16 protein-coding genes are annotated in these 21,544 nt (G+C 68.3%); 11 read left to right on the top strand and 5 right to left on the bottom strand.

The genetic code is table 11. From position 1 onward, the window contains the following. Nucleotides 1-100: 100 nt before the first annotated feature. The 9 genes from IM708_RS10895 (at nucleotide 101) to IM708_RS10855 (ending at nucleotide 11,549) form a co-directional block, all read left to right on the top strand. Nucleotides 101-1,495, top strand: coding sequence for an aspartate aminotransferase family protein (locus tag IM708_RS10895; protein ID WP_209426554.1), 1,395 nt, complete (start codon nucleotides 101-103; stop codon nucleotides 1,493-1,495). Then, on the top strand, nucleotides 1,495-2,796 hold the full coding sequence (locus IM708_RS10890; RefSeq protein WP_209426553.1) for an FAD-binding oxidoreductase: 1,302 nt from the start codon (nucleotides 1,495-1,497) through the stop codon (nucleotides 2,794-2,796). The genes IM708_RS10895 and IM708_RS10890 overlap by 1 nt, the downstream gene beginning before the upstream one ends. Before the next feature lie 201 nt (nucleotides 2,797-2,997). Next, on the top strand, nucleotides 2,998-4,320 hold the full coding sequence (gene ugpB, locus IM708_RS10885; RefSeq protein ID WP_209426552.1) for a sn-glycerol-3-phosphate ABC transporter substrate-binding protein UgpB: 1,323 nt from the start codon (nucleotides 2,998-3,000) through the stop codon (nucleotides 4,318-4,320). A gap of 68 nt (nucleotides 4,321-4,388) precedes the next feature. Further along, nucleotides 4,389-5,279 carry a sn-glycerol-3-phosphate ABC transporter permease UgpA gene (ugpA, locus tag IM708_RS10880; protein WP_209426551.1) on the top strand — a complete coding sequence of 297 codons (891 nt, stop codon included), beginning with the start codon at nucleotides 4,389-4,391 and terminating at the stop codon, nucleotides 5,277-5,279. A gap of 10 nt (nucleotides 5,280-5,289) precedes the next feature. Beyond that, the gene (gene ugpE, locus IM708_RS10875; RefSeq protein ID WP_209426550.1) at nucleotides 5,290-6,138 is read left to right on the top strand and encodes a sn-glycerol-3-phosphate ABC transporter permease UgpE; all 849 of its coding nucleotides are present in this window, start codon (nucleotides 5,290-5,292) and stop codon (nucleotides 6,136-6,138) included. A gap of 3 nt (nucleotides 6,139-6,141) precedes the next feature. Further along, nucleotides 6,142-7,251 (top strand): sn-glycerol-3-phosphate ABC transporter ATP-binding protein UgpC, encoded by a 1,110-nt coding sequence (gene ugpC / locus IM708_RS10870; RefSeq protein ID WP_209426549.1) that lies wholly within the window; start codon nucleotides 6,142-6,144, stop codon nucleotides 7,249-7,251. A gap of 294 nt (nucleotides 7,252-7,545) precedes the next feature. Beyond that, on the top strand, nucleotides 7,546-9,060 hold the full coding sequence (locus tag IM708_RS10865; protein ID WP_209426548.1) for an aldehyde dehydrogenase (NADP(+)): 1,515 nt from the start codon (nucleotides 7,546-7,548) through the stop codon (nucleotides 9,058-9,060). A 193-nt stretch (nucleotides 9,061-9,253) separates the two neighbouring features. Next, complete coding sequence (locus IM708_RS10860) at nucleotides 9,254-10,483, top strand: Xaa-Pro peptidase family protein (protein WP_209426547.1); 1,230 nt, start codon at nucleotides 9,254-9,256, stop codon at nucleotides 10,481-10,483. A gap of 70 nt (nucleotides 10,484-10,553) precedes the next feature. Next, entirely contained in the window at nucleotides 10,554-11,549 is a 996-nt protein-coding gene (locus tag IM708_RS10855; RefSeq protein WP_209426546.1) for an aldo/keto reductase, read from the top strand. Nucleotides 11,550-11,713: 164 nt separating this feature from the next. On the opposite strand, the gene IM708_RS10850 is transcribed toward IM708_RS10855, so the two are convergent. The 5 genes from IM708_RS10850 to IM708_RS10830 are packed head-to-tail and all read right to left on the bottom strand — an operon-like array spanning nucleotide 11,714 to nucleotide 17,883. After that, a complete protein-coding gene (locus IM708_RS10850; RefSeq protein WP_209426545.1) occupies nucleotides 11,714-13,825 on the bottom strand; it encodes an acetate--CoA ligase family protein in 2,112 nt (703 codons plus the stop codon). A gap of 11 nt (nucleotides 13,826-13,836) precedes the next feature. Next, entirely contained in the window at nucleotides 13,837-14,559 is a 723-nt protein-coding gene (locus tag IM708_RS10845; RefSeq protein WP_209426544.1) for an SDR family oxidoreductase, read from the bottom strand. Nucleotides 14,560-14,569: 10 nt separating this feature from the next. Further along, nucleotides 14,570-16,213 carry a thiamine pyrophosphate-dependent enzyme gene (locus IM708_RS10840; RefSeq protein WP_209426543.1) on the bottom strand — a complete coding sequence of 548 codons (1,644 nt, stop codon included), beginning with the start codon at nucleotides 16,211-16,213 and terminating at the stop codon, nucleotides 14,570-14,572. Nucleotides 16,214-16,246: 33 nt separating this feature from the next. Further along, nucleotides 16,247-17,008, bottom strand: a complete 762-nt coding sequence (locus tag IM708_RS10835; protein WP_209426542.1) for an SDR family oxidoreductase — start codon at nucleotides 17,006-17,008, stop codon at nucleotides 16,247-16,249. Continuing rightward, the gene (locus IM708_RS10830; RefSeq protein ID WP_209426541.1) at nucleotides 17,005-17,883 is read right to left on the bottom strand and encodes a 3-keto-5-aminohexanoate cleavage protein; all 879 of its coding nucleotides are present in this window, start codon (nucleotides 17,881-17,883) and stop codon (nucleotides 17,005-17,007) included. The genes IM708_RS10835 and IM708_RS10830 overlap by 4 nt, the downstream gene beginning before the upstream one ends. 208 nt (nucleotides 17,884-18,091) lie before the next feature. Between IM708_RS10830 and IM708_RS10825 the strand changes: the two genes are divergently transcribed. Both IM708_RS10825 and IM708_RS10820 read left to right on the top strand, forming a co-directional pair. Further along, nucleotides 18,092-19,264 carry a TAXI family TRAP transporter solute-binding subunit gene (locus IM708_RS10825; RefSeq protein ID WP_209426540.1) on the top strand — a complete coding sequence of 391 codons (1,173 nt, stop codon included), beginning with the start codon at nucleotides 18,092-18,094 and terminating at the stop codon, nucleotides 19,262-19,264. Nucleotides 19,265-19,397: 133 nt separating this feature from the next. Then, the gene (locus IM708_RS10820; RefSeq protein WP_209426539.1) at nucleotides 19,398-21,425 is read left to right on the top strand and encodes a TRAP transporter fused permease subunit; all 2,028 of its coding nucleotides are present in this window, start codon (nucleotides 19,398-19,400) and stop codon (nucleotides 21,423-21,425) included. Nucleotides 21,426-21,544: the final 119 nt, after the last annotated feature.

Raw genomic sequence — 21,544 nt, 5'->3', positions numbered from 1 at the left:
CCGGATAATTTGATCAAATCCCATTGAACCCGTCCCTTTCCGACCCTATCCTGTTGTCAACCGAATCCGCCCCGCCGGGGCCATAGCGGAGGTCCCCCTCATGCGTCAGATCAGCAACCATCTGCCCACGGCCGAGCTGCAGGCGCTGGACGCCGCGCACCACATGCACCCGTTCACCGCCAACGAAGGGCTGGCGAAGAAGGGCGCGCGCATCATCACCCGCGCGCGGGGCGTCACGCTCACCGACAGCGAGGGCAACGAGATCCTCGACGGGATGGCCGGGTTGTGGTGCGTGAACATCGGCTATGGGCGCAAGGAACTGGCGCAGGTCGCGGCGCGGCAGATGGAAGAGCTGCCCTTCTACAACACCTTCTTTCAGACCAGCCACGTGCCGGCCATCGCGCTGGCCGCGCGGCTGGCGGAACTGGCGCCGCATGACCTGAACCATGTCTTCTTCGCCGGCTCGGGGTCCGAGGCGAACGACACCAACATCCGCATGGTGCGCCACTACTGGGCGATGAAGGGCAAGCCCGACAAGAAGGTGATCATCAGCCGCAAGAACGCCTATCACGGCAGTTCCATGGGCAGCGCCAGCCTGGGCGGCATGGCCGGGATGCACGCGCAGGGCGGCATGCCGATCCCCGATATCGTCCATATCGACCAGCCGCACTGGTACAGCGAAGGCGGCGACATGACGCCCGAGGAATTCGGTCTGGAACGCGCGCGCCAGCTTGAGGCGATGATCGAGAAGCTGGGCGAGGACAACGTCGCCGCCTTCATCGCCGAGCCGATCCAGGGCGCCGGCGGCGTGATCGTACCGCCCGACAGCTACTGGCCCGAGGTGCAGCGCATCTGCGACCGCTACGAGATCCTGCTGATCGCCGACGAGGTGATCACCGGCTTCGGGCGCACGGGAAACTGGTTCGGAAGCCAGACCTACGGCATCCGCCCGCATATCATGACCGTCGCCAAGGGCCTCAGTTCCGGCTACGCGCCCATCGGCGGCTCCATCGTCTGCGACGAGGTGGCCGAGGTGATCGCAAAGGATGAGTTCAACCACGGCTACACCTATTCGGGCCACCCGGTCGCGGCCGCCGTGGCGCTGGAGAACCTGCGCATCATCGAGGAGGAAGGCGTGATCGACCACGTGCGCGACGTCGCCCACCCCCATCTGGCCGAACGCTGGCACGCCTTGGCCGATCATCCGCTGGTCGGCGAGACCAAGCTGGTGGGGCTGATGGGATCGCTGGCGCTGACGCCCGACAAGGCGAGCCGTGCGAAGTTCGCCGCCGAGCCCGGAACGGCGGGCTACATCGTCCGCGAGCGGTGCTTTGCCAACAATGTCGTCATGCGGCATGTCATGGACCGCATGGTCATCGCGCCGCCGCTGGTGATCAAGCCCGCCGAGATCGACCTGCTGATCGAGCGCGCGACGAAGGCACTGGACGAAGCCCATGCCGAACTGAAGGCCGAAGGCATGCTCAAGGCGGCGTGATGGACCTGCTGACCGCCAACGACCGGCCGGGCCAGTACCCGCGTTCGTGGTACGCTGAAACCGCCGATCCGCTGCCCGCGCGCCCCCATGCCGAGGGGGCGCTTTCCTGCGACGTCTGCGTCATCGGCGGCGGCTATACCGGGCTGTCGGCGGCGTTGCACCTGGCCGAACGCGGCTACGACGTCATCCTGCTGGAGGCGCAGCGGCTGGGCTTCGGCGCGTCAGGGCGCAACGGCGGGCAGGTCGGCACGGGACAGCGCGCCGACCAGGACACGCTGGAACGCATGGTCGGCAAGACCCGCGCGCGCGCGCTTTGGGACTTGGCGCAGGAGGCGGTGGCAACGACCCGCGAACTTGCGGAAAGCCACGCGCCCGAAGCCGACTATCGCGCCGGGATCATCCATGCCGCGCACAAGCCGCGCTTCGTGGCCGAACAACACGCTTATGCCGAACGCATGGCGCGGGACTATGGCTATGATCTGATCCGGCCGCTGGACCGGGACACCTTGCGCGACCTCGTCAATTCGCCGGCCTATTTCGGGGGCGATCTGGACATGGGGGGCGGGCATCTGCATCCGCTGCGCTACGCGCTGGGGCTGGCGCGTGCGGCGGTCGCCGCGGGGGTGCGCCTGTTCGAGAATGCGCGCGTCACATCGGTGACGCATGGCGATCCCGCGCGGGTCACGACCGAACGGGCGCAGATCACGGCGCGTTTCGTGGCGCTGGGCTGCAACGGCTACCTGGGCCGGCTGGAACCGAAGGTCGCGGCGCGGGTCATGCCGATCAACAATTTCATCGCCGCCACGCGCCCGATGACCGATGCCGAGCGCCGTGCGGTGATCGATGCCGATCACGCGGTGGCCGACTCGAAGTTCGTGATCAACTACTTCCGCTTCAGCCACGACAACCGGCTGCTGTTCGGCGGCGGCGAAAGCTACGGCTATCGCTTTCCGGCCGATATCGCCGCGACCGTTCGGCGACCGATGGAGGCGATCTTTCCGCAGCTCAAGGGGATCGAGATCACGCATGCCTGGGGCGGAACCCTGGGGATCACGGTCAACCGCATGCCGCATTTCGAGCGTCTGTCGGGCAACGTGCTGTCGGCGGCGGGCTATTCCGGGCACGGTGTCGCGATGGCGACGATGGGCGGCAAGCTTCTGGCCGAAGCCATCGCCGGACAGGCGGAGCGTTTCGACCTCATGGCCTCGGTGCCGACGAAACCGTTTCCGGGGGGGACGGCGTTGCGTCAGCCGTTGCTGGTTGCGGCGATGCTCTGGTACGCGCTGCGCGATCGGCTCTGACCCTGGGCACTTTCCCTTGGGCATGCCGCGGACCGGCGGACGCGCGGCGGGGGTGGGTCAAGCGAATCTTGACCGAATGTTCAAAAACCTTCGTCAAGACATCATTAAAGCTTCACAAAGCGGCGTTAGCGCAGCACAGTGCGCTCATTCGCGCCTGTGCGCGACACCAAGCACAAACGCAAACGCAACCCGGAGGAAAGAATGCTCACACGCAGCCTGATGGCAGGGACCGCCCTGTCGCTCACGCTCGCCGCGCCGATGGCGCAGGCGCAGACCGAAATCAACTGGTGGCACGCCATGGGGGGCGAACTGGGCGAGTTGCTGGAAGGCGTCGCCGAGGGCTTCAACGAACGCCAGGACGACTTCCGCGTCGTGCCCAGCTTTCGCGGGACCTACACCGAGACGATGACCGGCGCGATCGCCGCGTTCCGCGCCAACCAGCAGCCGCATATCGTCCAGATCTTCGAGGTCGGCACCGGCACGATGATGGCCGCCGAGGGCGCGATCTACCCGATCCACGAGCTGATGGAGGCTTATGACGTCGAGTTCAATCCCGACGCCTACCTGGACACGGTGGTCAGCTACTACACCGATCCCAACGGCAACATGCTGTCCTATCCGTTCAACTCCTCGACTCCGATCATGTACTACAACAAGGACGTGTTCGAGGCTGCGGGTCTGGACCCCGAATCGCCGCCCGCGACCTGGGCCGAGGCCGAGGAGGCCGCGCGCGCCATCGTCGAATCGGGCGCGGCGCCCTGCGGCTTCACCACCTCGTGGCCTAGCTGGGTGATGCTCGAGAACTTCTCGGCCTGGCACAACATCCCGCTGGGCACGCAGGCCAACGGGTTCGAGGGCTTTGATACCGAGTTCGTCTTCAACAACGAGCATGTCGCCCGCCACTGGGACAACCTGAAGCAGTGGCAGGACCAGAACCTGTTCCGCTGGGGCGGCCCCGGCTCGGGCCCCGATGCCTTCCCGGCCTTCTACGCGGGTGAGTGCGGCTTCGTCTTCGGTTCCTCGGCCAGCCGCGCCGGCGTTCTGGCGAACTCCGACTTCAATGTCGGCTTCGGCTTTCAGCCCCACTACGACGACATCGAGGGCGCGCCGCAGAACACGATCATCGGCGGCGCCACGCTCTGGGTGCTGTCGGGCCACAGCGAGGAGGAGTACGAAGGCGTCGCGCGCTTCTTCGAATACCTCTCGCTGCCCGAGGTCCAGGCGCAATGGCACCAGGACACCGGCTACCTGCCGATCACCCAGGCCGCCTATGATCTGACGCAGGAGCAGGGCTACTACGACGAGAACCCGGGCGCCGACACCTCGATCCGCCAGATGACGCTGAACCCGCCGACCGAAAATTCGCGCGGTCTGCGCTTCGGCAGCTTCGTGCAGATCCGCGACATCATCTCGGAAGAGATGGAAGCGGTGATGACCGGCGCCAAGTCCGGCCAGCAGGCCGCAGATGACGCCGTGCGGCGCGGCAACGCGCTGCTGCGCGAGTTCGAAGCGGCGATGAACTGATCCCGATCCAGCGGCCCGCCCCCCCGTTCGCGGAGGCGGGCCGCACCCTTCTGGCCGGACCGGACGCGATGCAAACCAAACGCATGACATTTTCCAGCTGGTGGCTGCCCTATGCGCTGCTGGCCCCGCAGGTGATCGTCACGGTGATCTTCTTCATCTGGCCCGCGAGCCAGGCGTTGTTCCAGTCGGTCTACCGCCAGGGCGACGCGTTCGGAATCCGCCCGCCGACCTTCATCTGGTTCGACAATTTCAAGGCGCTGTTCGCCGACTCGCTCTATCTGAATTCGCTGAAAGTGACCTTCCTCTTCTCGGTCGGCACCACGCTTCTGTCGATGGGCGTGGCGCTGCTGTTTGCGGTGATGGTGAACCGCATGATCCGGTCGCGCGATGCCTACACGACCTTCCTGGTCTGGCCCTATGCCGTGGCGCCGGCGATCGCGGGGGTCCTGTGGTGGTTCATCTTCAACCCGTCGATCGGCATCATGCCCTTCGTGTTGCAGGGCTTCGGCTACAACTGGAACCACCGCTCCAGCGGAACCGATGCGATGGTCCTGGTCATCGTCGCCGCCGCTTGGAAGCAGATCAGCTACAACTTCCTCTTCTTCCTGGCCGGGCTGCAATCCATCCCGCAATCGCTGATCGAGGCCGCGGCCATCGACGGGGCGAGCCGGATGAAACGGTTCTGGACCATCGTGTTTCCGCTTTTGTCGCCGATCACCTTCTTCCTGCTGGTCGTCAACATCGTCTACGCGATGTTCGATACCTTCGGCGTCATCCACGCCACCACCGAAGGGGGACCCGCGCAAGCCACGAACATCCTGGTCTACAAGGTTTATCGCGACGGTTTCGTCAATCTGAACATCGGGTCGTCGGCGGCGCAGTCGGTGATCCTGATGTCGATCGTCGTCATCCTGACCGTGATCCAGTTCCGCTATATCGAGCGGCGCGTGAACTACTGAGGGGCGCGAAATGGTCGACAACAACCGCTGGGGCAACTTCTTCGCCCATCTGGTGCTGATCCTGGGCGTCGCGATCGTCGTCTTTCCGGTCTACGTGGCGGTCGTCGCCTCGACCCATCCGCCCGGTACCTTCGTGCGGGGCGTGATGCCGCTGCTGCCGGGGCCGAACGCGCTGGAAAACTACCGCACCGTGATCCTCGAAGGACGGTCCCGGGCGGGGACCCCGCCGATCGGCGGGATGCTCTGGAACAGTTTCGTCATGGCGATGGCGATCACCATCGGCAAACTCTCGATCTCGCTCCTGTCGGCCTTCGCCATCGTCTATTTCCGCTTTCCGTTCCGCATCTTCTTCTTCTGGGTCATCTTTCTGACGCTGATGCTGCCGGTCGAGGTGCGGATCGTCCCGACCTTCGAGGTGGTCGCGAACCTGGGCATGCTGAACAGCTTTGCCGGCCTGTCGATCCCGCTGATCGCCAGTGCGACAGCGACGTTCCTCTTCCGGCAGTTCTTCATGACCGTGCCCGAGGAACTGATGGAGGCGGCGCGCGTCGACGGGGCGGGGCCGATGAAGTTCTTCAAGGACATCCTGCTGCCGCTGTCGATCACCAACATCGCGGCGCTTTTCGTGATCATGTTCATCTACGGCTGGAACCAGTACCTCTGGCCGCTGCTGATCACCACGGATCCCAACTACTACACCATCGTCATGGGCATCCAGCGGATGGTGACCGGCGGCGACAGCGAACCGCTGTGGCACCTGGTCATGGCGACGGTCGTGCTGGCCGCGCTGCCGCCGATCCTGGTGATCCTATTCATGCAACGGCTCTTCGTGAAGGGCCTGACCGAGACGGAGAAATAACCCATGGCATCGATCACCATGGACGACCTGCACAAGGTCTACGCGGGCAACGTGAAGGCGGTGACCGGGGTCAGTCTCGATATCGCCGATGGCGAGTTGATCGTGCTGGTGGGGCCGTCCGGCTGCGGGAAATCCACGCTGCTGCGCATGGTCGCGGGGCTGGAGACGATCACCGAGGGCACGCTGAAGATCGGCGAGCGGGTGGTGAACAACCTGGAGCCGGCGGAGCGCGACATCGCGATGGTCTTTCAGAACTACGCACTTTATCCGCACATGACCGTCTACAACAACCTGGCCTACGGGTTGCGGAACCGCCGCATCCCCAAGGACGATATCGAGCGGCGCGTGCGCGAGGCCGCGGAAATGCTGGAAATCGCGGCGTTCCTGGACCGCAAGCCGCGGCAGCTTTCGGGCGGGCAGCGCCAGCGCGTGGCGATGGGGCGCGCGCTGGTCCGCGAGCCCGAGGCGTTTCTGTTCGACGAGCCGCTGTCGAACCTCGATGCGAAACTGCGCGTGCAGATGCGGGTCGAGATCCGGCAGTTGCAGAAGCGGCTGGGAACGACATCTCTTTACGTGACCCACGACCAGCTGGAGGCGCTGACGCTGGCGGACCGGCTGGTGGTGCTGAACGGTGGCGTGATCGAGCAGGTGGGCACGCCGATGGACGTCTACCGCAAACCGGCCTCGGTCTTCGTCGCGGGGTTCATCGGATCGCCGGCCATGAACATGCTTCCAATGGCTTACCTGCGCGAGAAGGGGGGCGGTGCGGCGGTCGGGCATCTGCCCGAAGGCACCGATCTGGTGGGCATCCGCCCGGACGACCTGATCGTCGGCGCGGTCGACCCGGCGGCCGACGCGCTGGTGCTGAACGGGACCGTGGTGCTGGTCGAACCCGCGGGCGCGGAAAGCCACATATACCTGAGCCTTGCGGGATCGAAGCAGCCGATCACGGTGCGCATCGCCGGGTTGCCGGAACTGGCCGAGGGGTCGGACGTGCAGATCCACGCCGCGCGCGAGGCGCTGCATCCGTTCAACGAGGAGACCGGGCGCCGCGTGGCGTCCTCAGCACCGGCGTCCGGATCGCGCACGGATCGCGTACATTCCACGTCGTGACGTTTGCGCAGGCAGCCATCGGCGGCGGTTGACCTCGGGCAAGCATCCTTACGGCTTTCCGCGGATGGAAGCCTTCGATGCGCACCCGGAGCGAGATCGAGGGCGGCTGGACTGGGCGGGGGGCAACCAATCCGGGCGCAGGCGATCGGGACGGGACCGCGCTGCCATGGAAGCCCGACGCGACTTCATGCTAGAGCGGTTTCACAGCGGCGCGGGACTCAGCGGACCCGGCACGCACCGACGCACAGCATTTGAAGTCAGACGCCGCAGGGCGCGAAAGGACCGGAAGCCGATATGACCCATATTCCCCATGGCGCCCACTGGATCGCGGGCGAGAAGATCACCACCGACGCCCGTTTCGACTCGACCCCCGCCACGGGGCCGTCGCATGCCTTTTCGGCCGGAACGCCGGACCTGGTCGCGCGCGCCTGCGCCGCCGCCGAGGAGGCGTTCTGGACCTTCGGCTATTCCAGCCGCGACGACCGCGCGCGCCTCTTGGAGGCCATCGCCGACGAGATCGAGGCGCGCGCCGCGGCAATCACCGCGATCGGCACCGCCGAGACCGGCCTGCCCGAGGCGCGGCTGAACGGCGAACGCGGGCGGACGACCGGCCAACTGCGCCTGTTCGCCGATCACATCCGCAAGGGCGACTATCTGGACCGGCGCCACGACCCCGCCCTGCCCGACCGCCAGCCGGCGCCGCGGCCCGAGTTGCGCATGGTGCAGCGTCCGATCGGCCCGGTCGCGGTTTTCGGCGCTTCGAACTTTCCGCTGGCTTTCTCGACCGCTGGGGGCGACACCGCCGCGGCGCTGGCGGCGGGCTGCCCGGTCGTGGTCAAGGGTCATTCGGCGCATCCCGGCACCGGCGAGATCGTCGCCGACGCGGTTTCCGCCGCCGTCGCCGCCTGCGGCCTGCATCCCGGTGTCTTCAGCCTGGTGCAGGGCGGCAAGCGCGATGTTGGCGAGGCGCTGGTGACCGACCCGCGCATCAAGGCGGTGGGCTTCACCGGCAGCCTGTCGGGCGGGCGCGCGCTCTTCAACCTGTGCGCGGCGCGGCCCGAGCCGATCCCGTTCTTCGGCGAGCTGGGCAGCGTCAACCCGATGTTCGTGCTGCCCGACGCGCTGGCCGCGCGGGGGGACGCGATCGCGCAGGGCTGGGCGGGCAGCCTGACCATGGGCGCGGGGCAGTTCTGCACCAATCCCGGTATCGCCGTGGTCGTCGACGGGCCCGAGGCCGAGGCCTTCACCGCCGCCGCGAAGGCGGCATTGGACCCGGAGGCGGCGCAGACGATGCTGACCGACGGGATCGCCGCCGCCTATCGCGAAGGACGCGACCGGGTCGCCGGAACGGAAGGCGTGCGCGCGGTGCTGACCTCGGTCTGCGACCGGCGCAACGCCACGCCTTATCTGTTTGAAACCACCGCCGGCGCCTGGCTGGCCAACCACGCGCTGGGCGAGGAGGTCTTCGGCCCGCTGGGCCTGATCGTGCGCGCCCGCGACGCGGACGAGATGCGCGCGGTCGCGCACAGCCTCGACGGGCAGCTGACCTGCACGCTGCATCTGGAAGCGGGCGACACCGCGCTGGCGCGAGAATTGATGCCGATCCTCGAACGCAAGGCGGGGCGGATCCTGGCCAACGGGTTTCCGACCGGGGTCGAGGTCGCCGACAGCATGGTCCACGGCGGCCCCTATCCGGCGAGCACCAACTTCGGCGCGACCTCGGTCGGGACGCTGTCGATCCGGCGGTTCCTGCGTCCGGTCTGCTACCAGAACCTGCCCGAGGACCTGCTGCCCGAAGACCTGCGCTGAGGCGTTCTGGCGGCGATTGCGGGGTCCGCGTGCCGTACTGGCGGCGCGCGGACTGGCGGGTCGGATCGACCGCACCCCCGTTTGCGCCCTGCCGGAAGCCTGCCGGAAGCCCGCCGGAGCGGCGCCACCGCGTGACCGGCGCCGGGCGGCACCGGGCGTCACCGGAAAATTCGAAACCAGAGGAAGGCAGGACATGACCATCGGTGTGGGCGGCTCGACCGCGGAGGCGGAACTGGCGAAGATGGAGGACATGACGGGCGGGATTGTCCCCATCGACAATTCTGACCGCGCGGCGCGCATGGCGAAGGCCCAGGGCCTGATGCGCGACCAGGGGATCGATGCGCTCTATCTCGATACGACGGTGAACCTGAACTATTTCACCGGGCTGAACCTGAAACTGACCGAGCGGTTGCACGGTGCGATCCTTCCGGCGACCGGCCCCGTGATCTATCTGAGCCCCGCCTTCGAGGAACCGAAGACGCGCTCGATGCTGAAGATCGACGGCGAGATCCGCATCTGGGAGGAACACGAGGATCCCGGCGCGCTGGTCATCGAGACGCTGGAAAGCATCGGCATCCCCAGCGGCAACCTCGCCATCGACCCCAGCGCGCCCTTCTTCAACGTCGACCGGCTGCGCAAGGCCGGCAATCGTTTCAACCTGGTCAACGGCGACGCGATCATCAGCGCCTGCCGCGCGGTGAAGACCGCGCGCGAGATCGCGCTGCTGCAACGCTCGAACGAGTTGACGCTGGAGGTGCACAAGGCCGCGGCACGGATCCTGCGCGAGGGGATCCGCACCACCGAGGTCGAGGATTTCATCCTCGAAGCCTATCGCCGGTTCGGCGGCACGATGACGGGCGCGGGCAAGCCCATCGTCCTGTTCGGCGAGGCGACGGCCTATCCGCATGGTGTCGACTACCCGCAGGTGCTGAAGGACGGGGACATGGTGTTGCTCGATCTGGGCTGCTTCGTCGGGGACTACCGTTCGGACATCACCCGCACCTATGTCTTCGGCACGCCGGACGACCGACAGCGGGAGGTCTGGAACCTGGAAAAAGCGGCGCAAGCGGCGGGCTTTGCCGCCGCGAAACCGGGATCGCCCTGCGAGGACGTGGACCTTGCCGCCCGCGGCGTGATCGAGGCCGCGCCGGGGTTCGAGAAGGACTACAAGACCCCCGGCCTGCCGCATCGCACCGGTCACGGCATCGGGATCGAGGTGCACGAGGAATGCTACATGGTGCGCAACAACACGCGCCCGCTCGAGACCGGCATGTGTTTCTCGGTTGAGCCGATGATCTGCATCTACGGCGCGTTCGGAATCCGGCTGGAGGATTGCGCCTACATCACCGACGACGGCGCGAGATGGTTCACGCAGCCCTGCCACAGTGTCGACGACCCGTTCGGTCACGAGGCCGGCGACTGAGGGGCAATCGGCGACCGGGTCGCACTGCGCCCGCGCGATTGATCGAAGCAGGAAAAGGACGGATGCACGCATGAGAAAGCGCAGACTGGGACAGACGGGACAGGAGATCTCGGCGATCGGGCTGGGGGCGATGAACATCTCGGGCTTCTACGGCTCCGCCACCGAGGCGGAGGCCTTTGCGCTGTTCGACCGGGCGCGGGAACTCGGCATCGACCATCTCGATACCTCCGATGTCTATGGAAACGGGCATTCCGAAACGGTGATCGGCCGCTATTTCGCCGCGCGCGGGGGGCCGGGGTTCCGCATCGCGACGAAGGCGGGGATCCGCAGCGATCCCGATACCGGGGCGCGGTACTTCGACAACAGCAGGGCGCATCTGACCGGGTCGCTCGATGCAAGCCTGAAACGCCTGGGCGTCGAGCAGGTGGAGCTGTTCTACGTGCACCGCCGCGAGGCCGACCGGCCCATCGAGGAAGTGACCGAGACGCTGGCGGAGCTGAAGGCCGCGGGAAAGATCAAGGCGTTCGGCTTTTCCGAGATCGCGCCCGCCTCGCTGGACCGGGCGATGAAGATCCATCCGGTCGCCGCCGTGCAATCGGAATACTCGCTGGCGACCCGCGCGCCGGAACTTGGGCTAGTCACGGCTTGCGCGCGACATGGCACCTCGCTCGTCGCGTTCTCGCCGGTGGGACGGGCGTTGCTGACCGACACGCCGCCGGACCTGGCGCGCGCCGAAGCGTCGGCCTTCCTCAAGTCCAACCCGCGCTTCCAAGAGCCGAACCTGACCGCGAACCTTGCGGCGACCGACCGCTTCCGGGACGCGGCGGCAAGGATCGGGGCCCCGTCCGCGGCGGTCGCCATTGCCTGGCTCCTGCGCCAGGGCGAGGCGATCATCCCGATCCCCGGCACCCGGAACCCCCGGCATTTGGCCGAAGCCGCCGCCGGGGTCGATATGGAACTGGGCGCGGACGAGATGGCGCTGATCGAACAGGCCCTGCCCTGCGGCTGGGCGCATGGCGATCGCTATAGCGAGGCACAGTGGAAGGGGCCGGAGCGGTACTGCTGACGCGGCCGGCCGCTGCACAGCGGCCTCGGCTCCGGTGCGCGGGATCTCCGGCAGGTGCGCGCATGCGCGCACTTCGACAAGGCATTGATCGAAATCAAGAAATCGGCCCCATTAACCGCAATGAAAGCTTTGGAGCAGCCGACCGTGAGGAGCCGACGCCCTGTCTAACCTTCGGCGGTGTCGGCCCGGCGCACGATCAGCGCATCCAGTGCGACGGCGCCCTGCCCCCTTGCCCGGACGAGGAACGGGTTGACGTCGATGCTTTCGATCTCGTCGGCATGCGCATCGGCGAAGCGGGAGAGCGCGGCCAGCGCCTCGGCCAGCGCGGCGGTATCGGCGGGCGGGCGTCCGCGGACGCCGTCGAAGACCGCGGCGCCGCGCAACTCGGCGATCATCCGCATCGCCTCGTCGGTGTCGAACGGCGCGCGCCGGAAAGTGACATCGCCCATCACCTCGACCAGGACGCCGCCCAGGCCCAGCATCACGACCGGGCCGAACGCGGGGTCGCGCATCACGCCGATGATCGTCTCGATCCCGCCGGCGGCGGCACCGGCCTCCATCGGCGACACCAGCACGCCGGAAACCCGCGCCGAAGGCGCGTGTTCCCGCGCGCGCGCCAGGATGGCGCGATGGGCGTCAAGGATCGCCGCTTCGTCGTCGAGGCCGAGCACGACGCCGCCGACCTCGGTCTTGTGCGCAATGTCGGGCGAGACGAGTTTCAGCGCGACGGGCCGTTCGCAGGCGCGCCAGGCGGCGACGGACTCCTCGGGCGTGGTGGCGAGGTGTTCGTCCGGCACGGGCAACCCGGCGGCGGCCAGCAGCCGCTTGGCGTCCTGTTCGTCCAGCGCGCCGGGTGGCAGCGCCTCGGCACTGCCCCTGGACCCGGCGGCCGGGGCCGAGCGCGCGAAGGCCTCGCGCAGGCGGGCCATGCCGGCAATCGCGGCGACGGCGGCCGAGGGATCGTCGAAGACGGCGTAGCCCATCGCCTCGTATTCGCGCCGCAGATCGTCCGGGACGACCATCGACAGGATCAGCGGAAATTTGGGATGCGCGGTGCGAACCGCCTGCAGCGCGTCCCGCATCGGCGCCCGGTTCGCCGCCGATCCGGGAACCGTGGTCAGAAACGCCGCGACGGCGTCATAGCCGCCCTGGGCGAGCACGAAGTCGAGGTTGTCGCGCAGCAGGTCGGGGTCGTTGAAGGCCTGCCCGGTGATGTCGATGGGGTTGCGCACGCCGGCGAAGGGCAACCGCGCCTTCAGCGCCGCCTGCGCCGACGCGGGCATCGGCGAGACGTCCAGACCCTGGTCGCTGGCCTCGTCGGTCATCAGGACGCCGACGCCACCCGAGATCGTCACGATACCCAACCGCCGGCCGGCCGGCAGGGCGCCCGAACTGGCCGCATAGGCGATGTCGATCAACTCCTGCGTGGTGCGGGCGCGATGCGCCCCGTACTGGCGCAGCACGGCATCGCAGACAGCATCGGCCCCGGCCAGGGCGGCGGTGTGCGAGCTTGCCGCCGCGGCGCCGATCTCGGACCGGCCGACCTTCATGAAGACCACGGGCTTGCCGGCCTGCCGGGCGGCCTCCAGCGCGGCGACCAGGCGGTCGCCGTCGCGGAACCCCTCGGCATAGGCCATGATGACCTTGGTGCCGGGGTCCTGGGCGAAATGCTCCAGGCACTCGGCGACTGTGACGTCGGCCTCGTTGCCGGTGGTGATCCAGCTGCGCATGCCAAGGCCGCGCTGACGGGCCAGAAAATAGAGATGGCTGCCGAAGGCCCCGCTCTGGCTGACGATGGAGAGGTTGCCCTCGGTCGGGGTGCCGCGATCGAGCGTGGTGGTGAAACTGGCGTAGAAACGGCTGGGCACATCGAAGACGCCCAGGCAGTTCGGACCCAGAAGACGCATGCCGGCATCGCGGGCGATGGCGGCAATCCGGTCCTGCTGCGCGGTCTCGCCCACTTCGGAAAATCCAGAAGAAAAGATCACGCAGGCGCGCGCGCCACGTTCGGCCAGTTCGGTGACGGCGTTTTCGACCAGCGCCGCCGGCAGGGCGACGATGGCGGCATCCGGCGCGGTGGGCAGGTCGGCGACGCGGGCATAGGCCGGCAGGCCCTGCACCGTCTGCCGCTTGGGGTTGACCGGATAGATCTGCCCGGCGAAGCCGGCCGCGCGCAGATAGGCCAGCGGCCGCCCGCCGATCCGCGCCGGATCGTCCGAGGCGCCGAGGATCGCCACCGACGCGGGCGAGATGAGCGGGGAAAGCGGGCCGGTCATTGTCATCCCCCTCAGGTCAGGGTGGCGCCGATGGACATGCCGCCGCAGACATGCAGCAACTGTCCGGTGGTGAAGCCCGCCCGCGCATCGAGGAAGTAGCCGCAGGCATGCGCGATCTCCTCGGGGGTGCCGACGCGCGCGACGGGAATGCCGGCGGTGAAGCGGCGCCGCGCCTCCGAGTCGGGCGGGTTGCCGGCGGCAAAAAGCTCCGTCTCGATGGGGCCGGGGGCGATGCAGTTGACGGTGATGCCATCGGCGGCCAGTTCCAGCGCCGCGGTGCGCGTCATCGAGGCCAGTCCCGCCTTGGTCGCCCCGTAGAGCAACCGTCCGGGCTTGCCCAGTGCGGCGCGGCTGCCGATGTTCACGATCCGGCCGAAACCGGCGGCGCGCATACCCGGCAGCACGGCCTGCATCGCCTGCATGGGCGCGCGCAGATGGACCGCGACCAGCAGGTCGAGCTGCGCCGCGGTGGCCGCTTCAAGGCTTGCCAGTTCGGAAACGCCGGCGTTGTTGACCAGCCGCAGCACGCGATGGCGCTTGACGACCTCGGCCAGCACCGCCTCGGTCTGCGCCGCATCGGTAAGATCGGCGGCATAGGTAGTGAAGCCCTCGGGCCCCGGCTGGCTGCGCGCGATGCCGACAACCTCGTGCCCCTGCGCTACCAGTTGGCGCGCGATGGCAAGGCCGATGCCGCGGCTGGAGCCGGTGACGATGGTGGCGCCTTCGATGGTCATGCGTTCCCCCTCAGTTGCGCAGATCGGCGAGCGTGGCGAAGGCGGTGATGTTCTCCACCTCGGTGCGGATGTCGACGACGACGGGGCCGTCGGTGGCAAGGGCCTCGTCGGTCACCCGCGCGGCCTCCTCCGGCGTGCTGATGGTCAGGCCGCGGGCGCCGTAGGCCTCGGCCAGTCGCGCGAAGTCGGGATTGGCGAGTTCGGTGCCGGCGACACGGCCGGGGAAGTCGCGCTCCTGGTGCATGCGGATCGTGCCGTAGCTGCCGTTGTTGGACACGAAGATGCGCACCGGGACCCGGTGGCGCACCGCCGTCGCCAGCTCGGCCCCGGTCATCAGCATGCCGCCATCGCCGACGAAGGTGACGACGCTGCGCCCCGGCGCGCGTAGACCGGCGGCGACCGCGGCGGGCACGCCAAGGCCCATCGCGCCACCGACAGCGCCGATCAGTTCGTGCCCCGCGCCGAAGGGGAAATGCCGGTGCAGCCAGCCTGAGAAGTTGCCGGCATCGGTGACCAGGATCGCGTCGTCGGGCAAGACCTCGGCCAGCCGCGCGACGACCGGGCCGGGGTCCAGCGCGCCGTTTGCCGGCGGCTGCCAGGGCATGCGTTGGGCCACAAAGGCGTGCAGGCGTTCCGCCCAGTCGGCGGGCGCGCGGCCGGTCGCGGCAGCGGCGAGGCGGTGCAGGAACGCGGTCGGGTCCGCCGCCACCGCCAGGTCGTGCTTGTGGACCCGGCCCAGGTGGCGCGGATCGTCGTGGACATGGATCAGCGGCTGGTCCGGCACCGGCGCGCGCGGAAACCGGTAGTTCTGGCTGACCACCTCGCCCAGCCGGGTGCCGACGGCAAGGACCAGGTCGGCCTCGGCCAGAAGCTCGCGGTGCGGGGCGGGGATCTTGAAGCCCAGGTGCCCGGCGTAAAGCGGATGACGATTGGGAAAGAGGTGCTGCATCTTGAAGCTGAGCACGACCGGCACGCCCAACGCCTCGGCCGCCGCCAGCAGCGCCGCCCGCCCCTCGGACGCGGCCAGCCGGACGCCAGCGATCAGCAGCGGGCGGCGTGCGCCCGCGATCCGGCGGGCGACCTCGGCCGCGGCCTCGCCACCGTCGCAGGCGGCGGGCGCCGGGGTCGGGTCCTGGGGCCGCGCCGCGCTCGGCGCTTCCAGCACGTCCTCGGGCAGCACCACGACGACCGGCCCCGGTGTCGGCGTCTGCGCGACGGTATAGGCGCGGGCGACGAGTTCGGGGATACGCTCGGGGTCGTCGACCATCAGCACGGCCTTGGCCATGTCGGCGAAGGTCTTGGCGTAGTCGACCTCCTGAAACGCGCCGCGCCCGATCTGGCTGCGCGGAACGTGGCCGACGAACAGGATGAGGGGGGCGGCATCCTGCTCGGCCGAATGCACGCCGATGGCGGCGTTGGTCGCACCCGGCCCGCGGCTGACGAAGGCGACGCCCGGCCGATGGGTGAGCTTGGCATCGGCCAGCGCCATGAACGCCGCGCCGCCTTCGTGCCGGCAGGTCACGGTCTGGATGTCGGACCGCCCGTGCAGCGCGTCGAGAACCGGCAGATAGCTTTCGCCCGGCACGCAGAAGATACGGTCGGTCCCCTGGGCGACAAGACAATCGACCAACAGATCGGCGGCGCGCTGGGTCATTCTGGGGCTCCTTTCACGGCACGGCGACCGGGATCAGCGATTGGGGGTCAGGGTGAAGTTGCGGCCGCAGTCGACGACGATGGTCTGCCCGGTGATCGCGGTCTGCGCGCAGAGGAAGATCATCGCATCGGCGATATCCTCGGGCTCCACGAAACGGCGAAGCAGGGTATTCTCCAGCGAGCGTTCCTTGCGCGCCTCGGGCCAGCCATCGGTCCAGGGCGTGCGCGTCAGGCCCGGGGCCACGGCATTCACCCGGACGTCCGGCGCGAGCGCCTGCGCCAGGTTGCGGGTCAGGTTGATAAGGCCGGCCTTGCTGGCGCCATAGGCAAGCGAACTCGCCTGCCCGCCCATCCCGGCGATCGAGGCGGTGGCGACGATGCAGCCCTGTGCGGCCCGCAGCGCCGGTTCGGCGGCACGGGTGCAGCGGAACGGGCCCACAAGGTTGGTGGACAGGATCGCGTCCCAGAACGGCTCGTCCAGGCGGTCCAGATCGGCGTAGGGAACGGGTTCGGTCGAAACCGGGGTGCCGGCGTTGTTGATCAGGATATCCAGGCCGCCGAGCGTGTCGATCGCGCGGGCGACCATATCCTCGGCCGCGCCCGCGACCGATACGTCGCCGGGGGCGCTCAGCGCACCCAGGCGCGCGGCCTCCTGGGGTCCGCGCGGGTCGTCGGCCAGGTGATTGATCGCCACCTGCGCGCCGCATCGCACCAGCGCGCGCGCCGTCGCCAGGCCGATGCCCGAGGCCCCCCCGGTGACCAGCGCGCGCTTGCCCGAGAGATCGGCCGCGATCATGCCGGAAGCCCGAATATCTCTCGCGCCTCGTCCGGCGTGGCGACACTGTGCCCGGTCAGGTCCAGGATCGTCGCCGCGCGGTCCACCAGCGCGCCATTGCCGGGGGCAAGCTGCCCCTTCGAGAGGTAAAGATTGTCCTCGAGCCCGACACGCACATGCCCGCCCAGCGCCGCCACCATCGCCACCATCGGGAACTGCTGCGCCGCGATGCCGAAGCCCGACCAGATCGCATCGGCCTGCAGTTGCGCCTGCATCGCCATCAGGGTCTGCGGCGTCGCCGGGGCGCCGTACGGAATGCCCAGGCAGATCTGGAAAAGCGGCGGCGCATCCAGATGCCCCTCGGCGATCAGCTTTTTCGCCAGCGCGATATGGCCCAGATCGAAGACCTCGATCTCGGGCTTCGCGCCGGCGGCGCGCATCCGCCCGGCCATCTCGCGCAGATGCGCGGGCGTATTGACGAAGACATGCTCGCCGAAATTCATGCTGCCGACATCCAGCGACGCGATCTCGGGGCGCAGTGCCTCGACATGCGCCACCCGTTCGGCCGGGGTGCTCAGCGTCGTGCCCTCACCGGGCGAGCGCGGGTCCGGCGCGCCGGGCACGAAGCGCGCGCCGGACCCGCAGGTCAGGTTCAGGATCACCTGGGTGTTGCGCGCGCGAATCCGCTCGACCGTTTCGCGGTAGAGCGCGAGGTCCATGCTCGGCGCCTGGGTCTGCGGATCGCGGACATGGATATGGACCACCGCCGCGCCCGCCGCCGCCGCTTCCAGCGCCGAGGCCGAGATTTCCTCGGGCGTCACCGGCAGCGCCGGATTGCGGTCCTTGGTACCGAAGGCGCCGGTGATGGCGCAGGTGATGACGACAGGTCTGGACATTTCGACTTCTCCCCGGGCGGCATCATTGACGCCCCGCGACGGGGACGCAAGCCCTGTCGGGTTTCCGCCGGCGCCGCGCGCGTCGCGGGAATGTGGCGCCCAAAAGTCTTGTTCGCCGGAGTCGGGGTCGCTACGGTGGCGCCATGTGTCCGCGACAAACGCGGGGCGGAGCGATCCGTCGAACACGTACCCTGGGGAGGAAAAACTGATGAACAACTCGACTCGACTCGGACTGCTGGCCGGGGCGACGGCCCTGAGCTTCACCGCACTTTCGGCCACGGTCGTGGCCGCGCAAGACATCGAGCTGCCGGCAACGGTCAGCTGGACCGCCTATGACACGGGGTCGGGCGGCTACAACCAGGCCGTCGCCATCGGCTCGGCGCTGCGCAACGTGGTCGGCTCGGACCTGCGCGTCCTGCCCGGGCGCAACGACGTGGCCCGCCAGGTGCCGCTGCAGCAGCGCCGCGTCGACTTCTCGGCGACCGGCATCGGCGCAAGCTACTTCTCGCAGGAGGGCGTGTTCGAATTCGGCGGCCGCGAGTGGGGGCCCCAGGATGTCCGCGTGCTGATCGCGTCGAACGACGACGGCAACCTCGGCATCGGCGTGGCCGCCGACACCGGCGTGCGACTCGTCGAGGATCTGCGCGGCAAGCGCGTCGCCTGGGTCGTGGGCGCGCCGGCGCTGAACGAGAACATCACCGCGATGCTGTCCTTCGCCGGCATGACCTGGGACGATGTCGAACGGGTGGAATTCCCCGGCTTCGGCGCCTCTTGGGAAGGCATCATCAACAACCAGGTCGACGCGGCCTTCGCCACCACGACCTCGGGCCCGGCCTACCAGCTGGAGGCCAGCCCGCGCGGCCTGACCTGGGTCGAGTTCCCCCATGACGACGAGGAAGGTTGGGCAAGGCTGCAGAGTGCTGCGCCCTTCTTCGCGCCGAACATGGCGACCGAAGGCGCCGGCATCTCGGCGGAAAACCCGCATGAGGGGGCGGCCTATCCCTATCCCGTGCTGATCGCCTATGCCGACCAGGACGTCGATCTGACCTACAACATGACCAAGGCGATGGTCGAGTTGTTCGACGAATACGCCGATGCCGCACCGGGCGCCGGCGGCTGGGCGCTGGACCGTCAGAACTTCCAGTGGGCGGTTCCCTACCACGACGGCGCGATCCGCTACTACGAGGAGATCGGGGTCTGGTCCGAGGAGGCGCAGGCCCACAACGAGATGCTGATCGAGCGTCAGCGCGTCCTGCGCAAGGCCTGGGACGCTTACATGGAAGACGCCCCCTCCGACGACGAGGAGTTCCTGTCGGGCTGGATGGAAGCGCGCGCCGCCGGGCTTGAAGATGCCGGCCTGGATGTCGTGTTCCAACCCTGAGGCCAGCGCGCAGGGTGGCCCTGGCCCCTTGCGCGCCCCATTGCGCGCCGCCGCCTGACGCTGCGGCGCGACCCGGCGGGCCGTCGCGGCCCGCCGGCCATCCGGGACAAGCGGTCCGCATCGGAGGACATTGATGGCAGAGCGGGACCCCAGGCCGTCGCCGGGTACGTCGGAGGCCGATCAAGCCGCGGCCCTCGCCGCCGCCAACGAGGCCATCGCGGCCGAGTTGCGCCGCCGCATCCTGCCCGAGCCGTTTCGCACGATCGTCGCGGTTACGACGGCGGCCGGGGTTCTGCTGTCGGTCAACCAGCTTTTCAATCTGCAGCTGATCGGCTTCGCGCTCCTTGACCCGCAATACCTCTACATCCTGTCGCTGCTGTTTCTGTTCATCACCTTCCTGACCTTCCCGGCCTGGAAAACCGCGCCGATGGATCGCGTGCCCTGGTACGACCTGGTGCTGGCGCTCGCCTCGATCGTGGTGGTGGGCTATTTCGTCGCCAACAGCGAACGCGCGCTGATGCGGGGCTGGGAATACGGCGCGCCGCAGACCGCCTTCTACTTCTCCGTCGCGTTCTGGCTTCTGATCCTCGAAGGGGCGCGGCGCACGGGCGGCATGATCATCTTCGTGGTGGTGCTGCTCTTCTCGATCTACCCCACCGTCGCGGACCGCGTTCCCGGCCCGATCCAGGGCTTTTCGTCCTCCTTCTACGACACGGTGGTCTTTCACGTCATCTCGAGCGAAAGCGCGCTGGGGATCCCGATGCGGTCGTTCGGACAGCTTGTCATCGGCTTCATCCTGTTCGGCGCGACGCTGCAGTTCACCGGCGGCGGCAGGTTCTTCAACGACCTCGCCTTCGCGCTGGTCGGCCGGTTCCGCGGCGGGGCGGGCAAGGTCGCGATCTTCGCCTCGGGCTTCATGGGCTCGATGTCGGGCAGCGTCATCTCGAACGTGATGACCACCGGCACGGTGACCATTCCGGCGATGAAGAAGTCGGGCTTCAGCGCGAAGTACGCCGCCGGGACCGAGGCCTGCGCCTCCACCGGCGGGGTGCTGATGCCGCCGGTCATGGGCGCCACCGCCTTCATCATGGCGTCCTTCCTCGGCCGCCCCTATGCCGAAATCGTGCTCGCCGCGGCCATCCCGTCGATCCTGTTTTATTTCGGGATCTTCGTGCAGCTCGATGCCTATGCCGGGCGCAAGGGCCTGAAGGGCATGCCAAAGGACGAACTGCCCACCGTCCGCGCGACGCTGAAGGAGGGCTGGCCCTACATCGTCGTCTTCGCCGTCCTGATCTATTTCATGATGTTCCGCCGGCAGGAGACGATCGCGCCCTTCTACGCCACCGCGCTTCTGCTGGCGATCAACCAGCTCTTCCCTTCGACACGTTTCAGCGTGAAGGGCTTTGTCGACCTTTTCGTGAACGTTGGGCGCTCCCTCGCCGAACTGGTCGCGCTGCTTCTTGGCGTGGGTCTGGTGGTCGGGGCGTTTTCGGCCACGGGCCTGGCCGGCACGCTGGTCAACGACTTGGTGTTCCTTGCGGGCAACGAGGCGCTGCCGCTTCTGCTGATGGGCGCGGTCACCGCCTTCATCTTCGGCATGGGGATGACGGTCACCGCCTGCTACATCTTCCTGGCCGTCGTGCTGGCGCCGGCGCTGATCCGCGTCGGCCTCGATCCGCTGGCCGTGCACCTCTTCATCCTCTACTGGGGCATGGTGTCCTTCATCACGCCGCCGGTCGCACTGGGGGCCTTCGCGGCGGCGACGGTCGCGGGGACCAGCCCGATGGGCGCGGCGGTCGCCTCGATGCGGCTGGGCAGCGTGATCTACATCATCCCGTTCTTCTTCGTGCTCAACCCGGCGCTGATCGGCCAGGGCTCCATCGCCGAGGTCGCCACGGTCTTCTGCACCGCCATCGTCGGCATCTATTTCATCGGCTCGGCCCTGCAGGGTTACATCACCGGCATCGGAGCGATGCACGCGGGCCTCGCCGGATTCGCGCTGCGCTTCAGCCTCTTCATCGGCGGCCTCTTCTTCGCGTCGCCCGGTGCGATCGGACTGGGGCTGACGCATACGCACATGTCGCTCATCGGGCTCCTCGTCGGCTTGCCCTCGATCGCCCTGACCTGGATGGCAAACCGGACGCGCGCGGCATCCCCGTAGCGGGTCGGCGCGGGCGCTGGGCCGGTCCCGCAGCGCCGCGCTGACGCCGCCAGAAGCGGACAGTTGCCCCCGGCGTCAGGGGCCGAACATGAAACCCATTCATGTTCATGTCAAGAATC

The organism is Pararhodobacter sp. SW119 (genome assembly GCF_017811755.1).
GTDB lineage: Bacteria > Pseudomonadota > Alphaproteobacteria > Rhodobacterales > Rhodobacteraceae > Pararhodobacter.
This window is presented reverse-complemented; position numbering and strand designations above follow the sequence as displayed.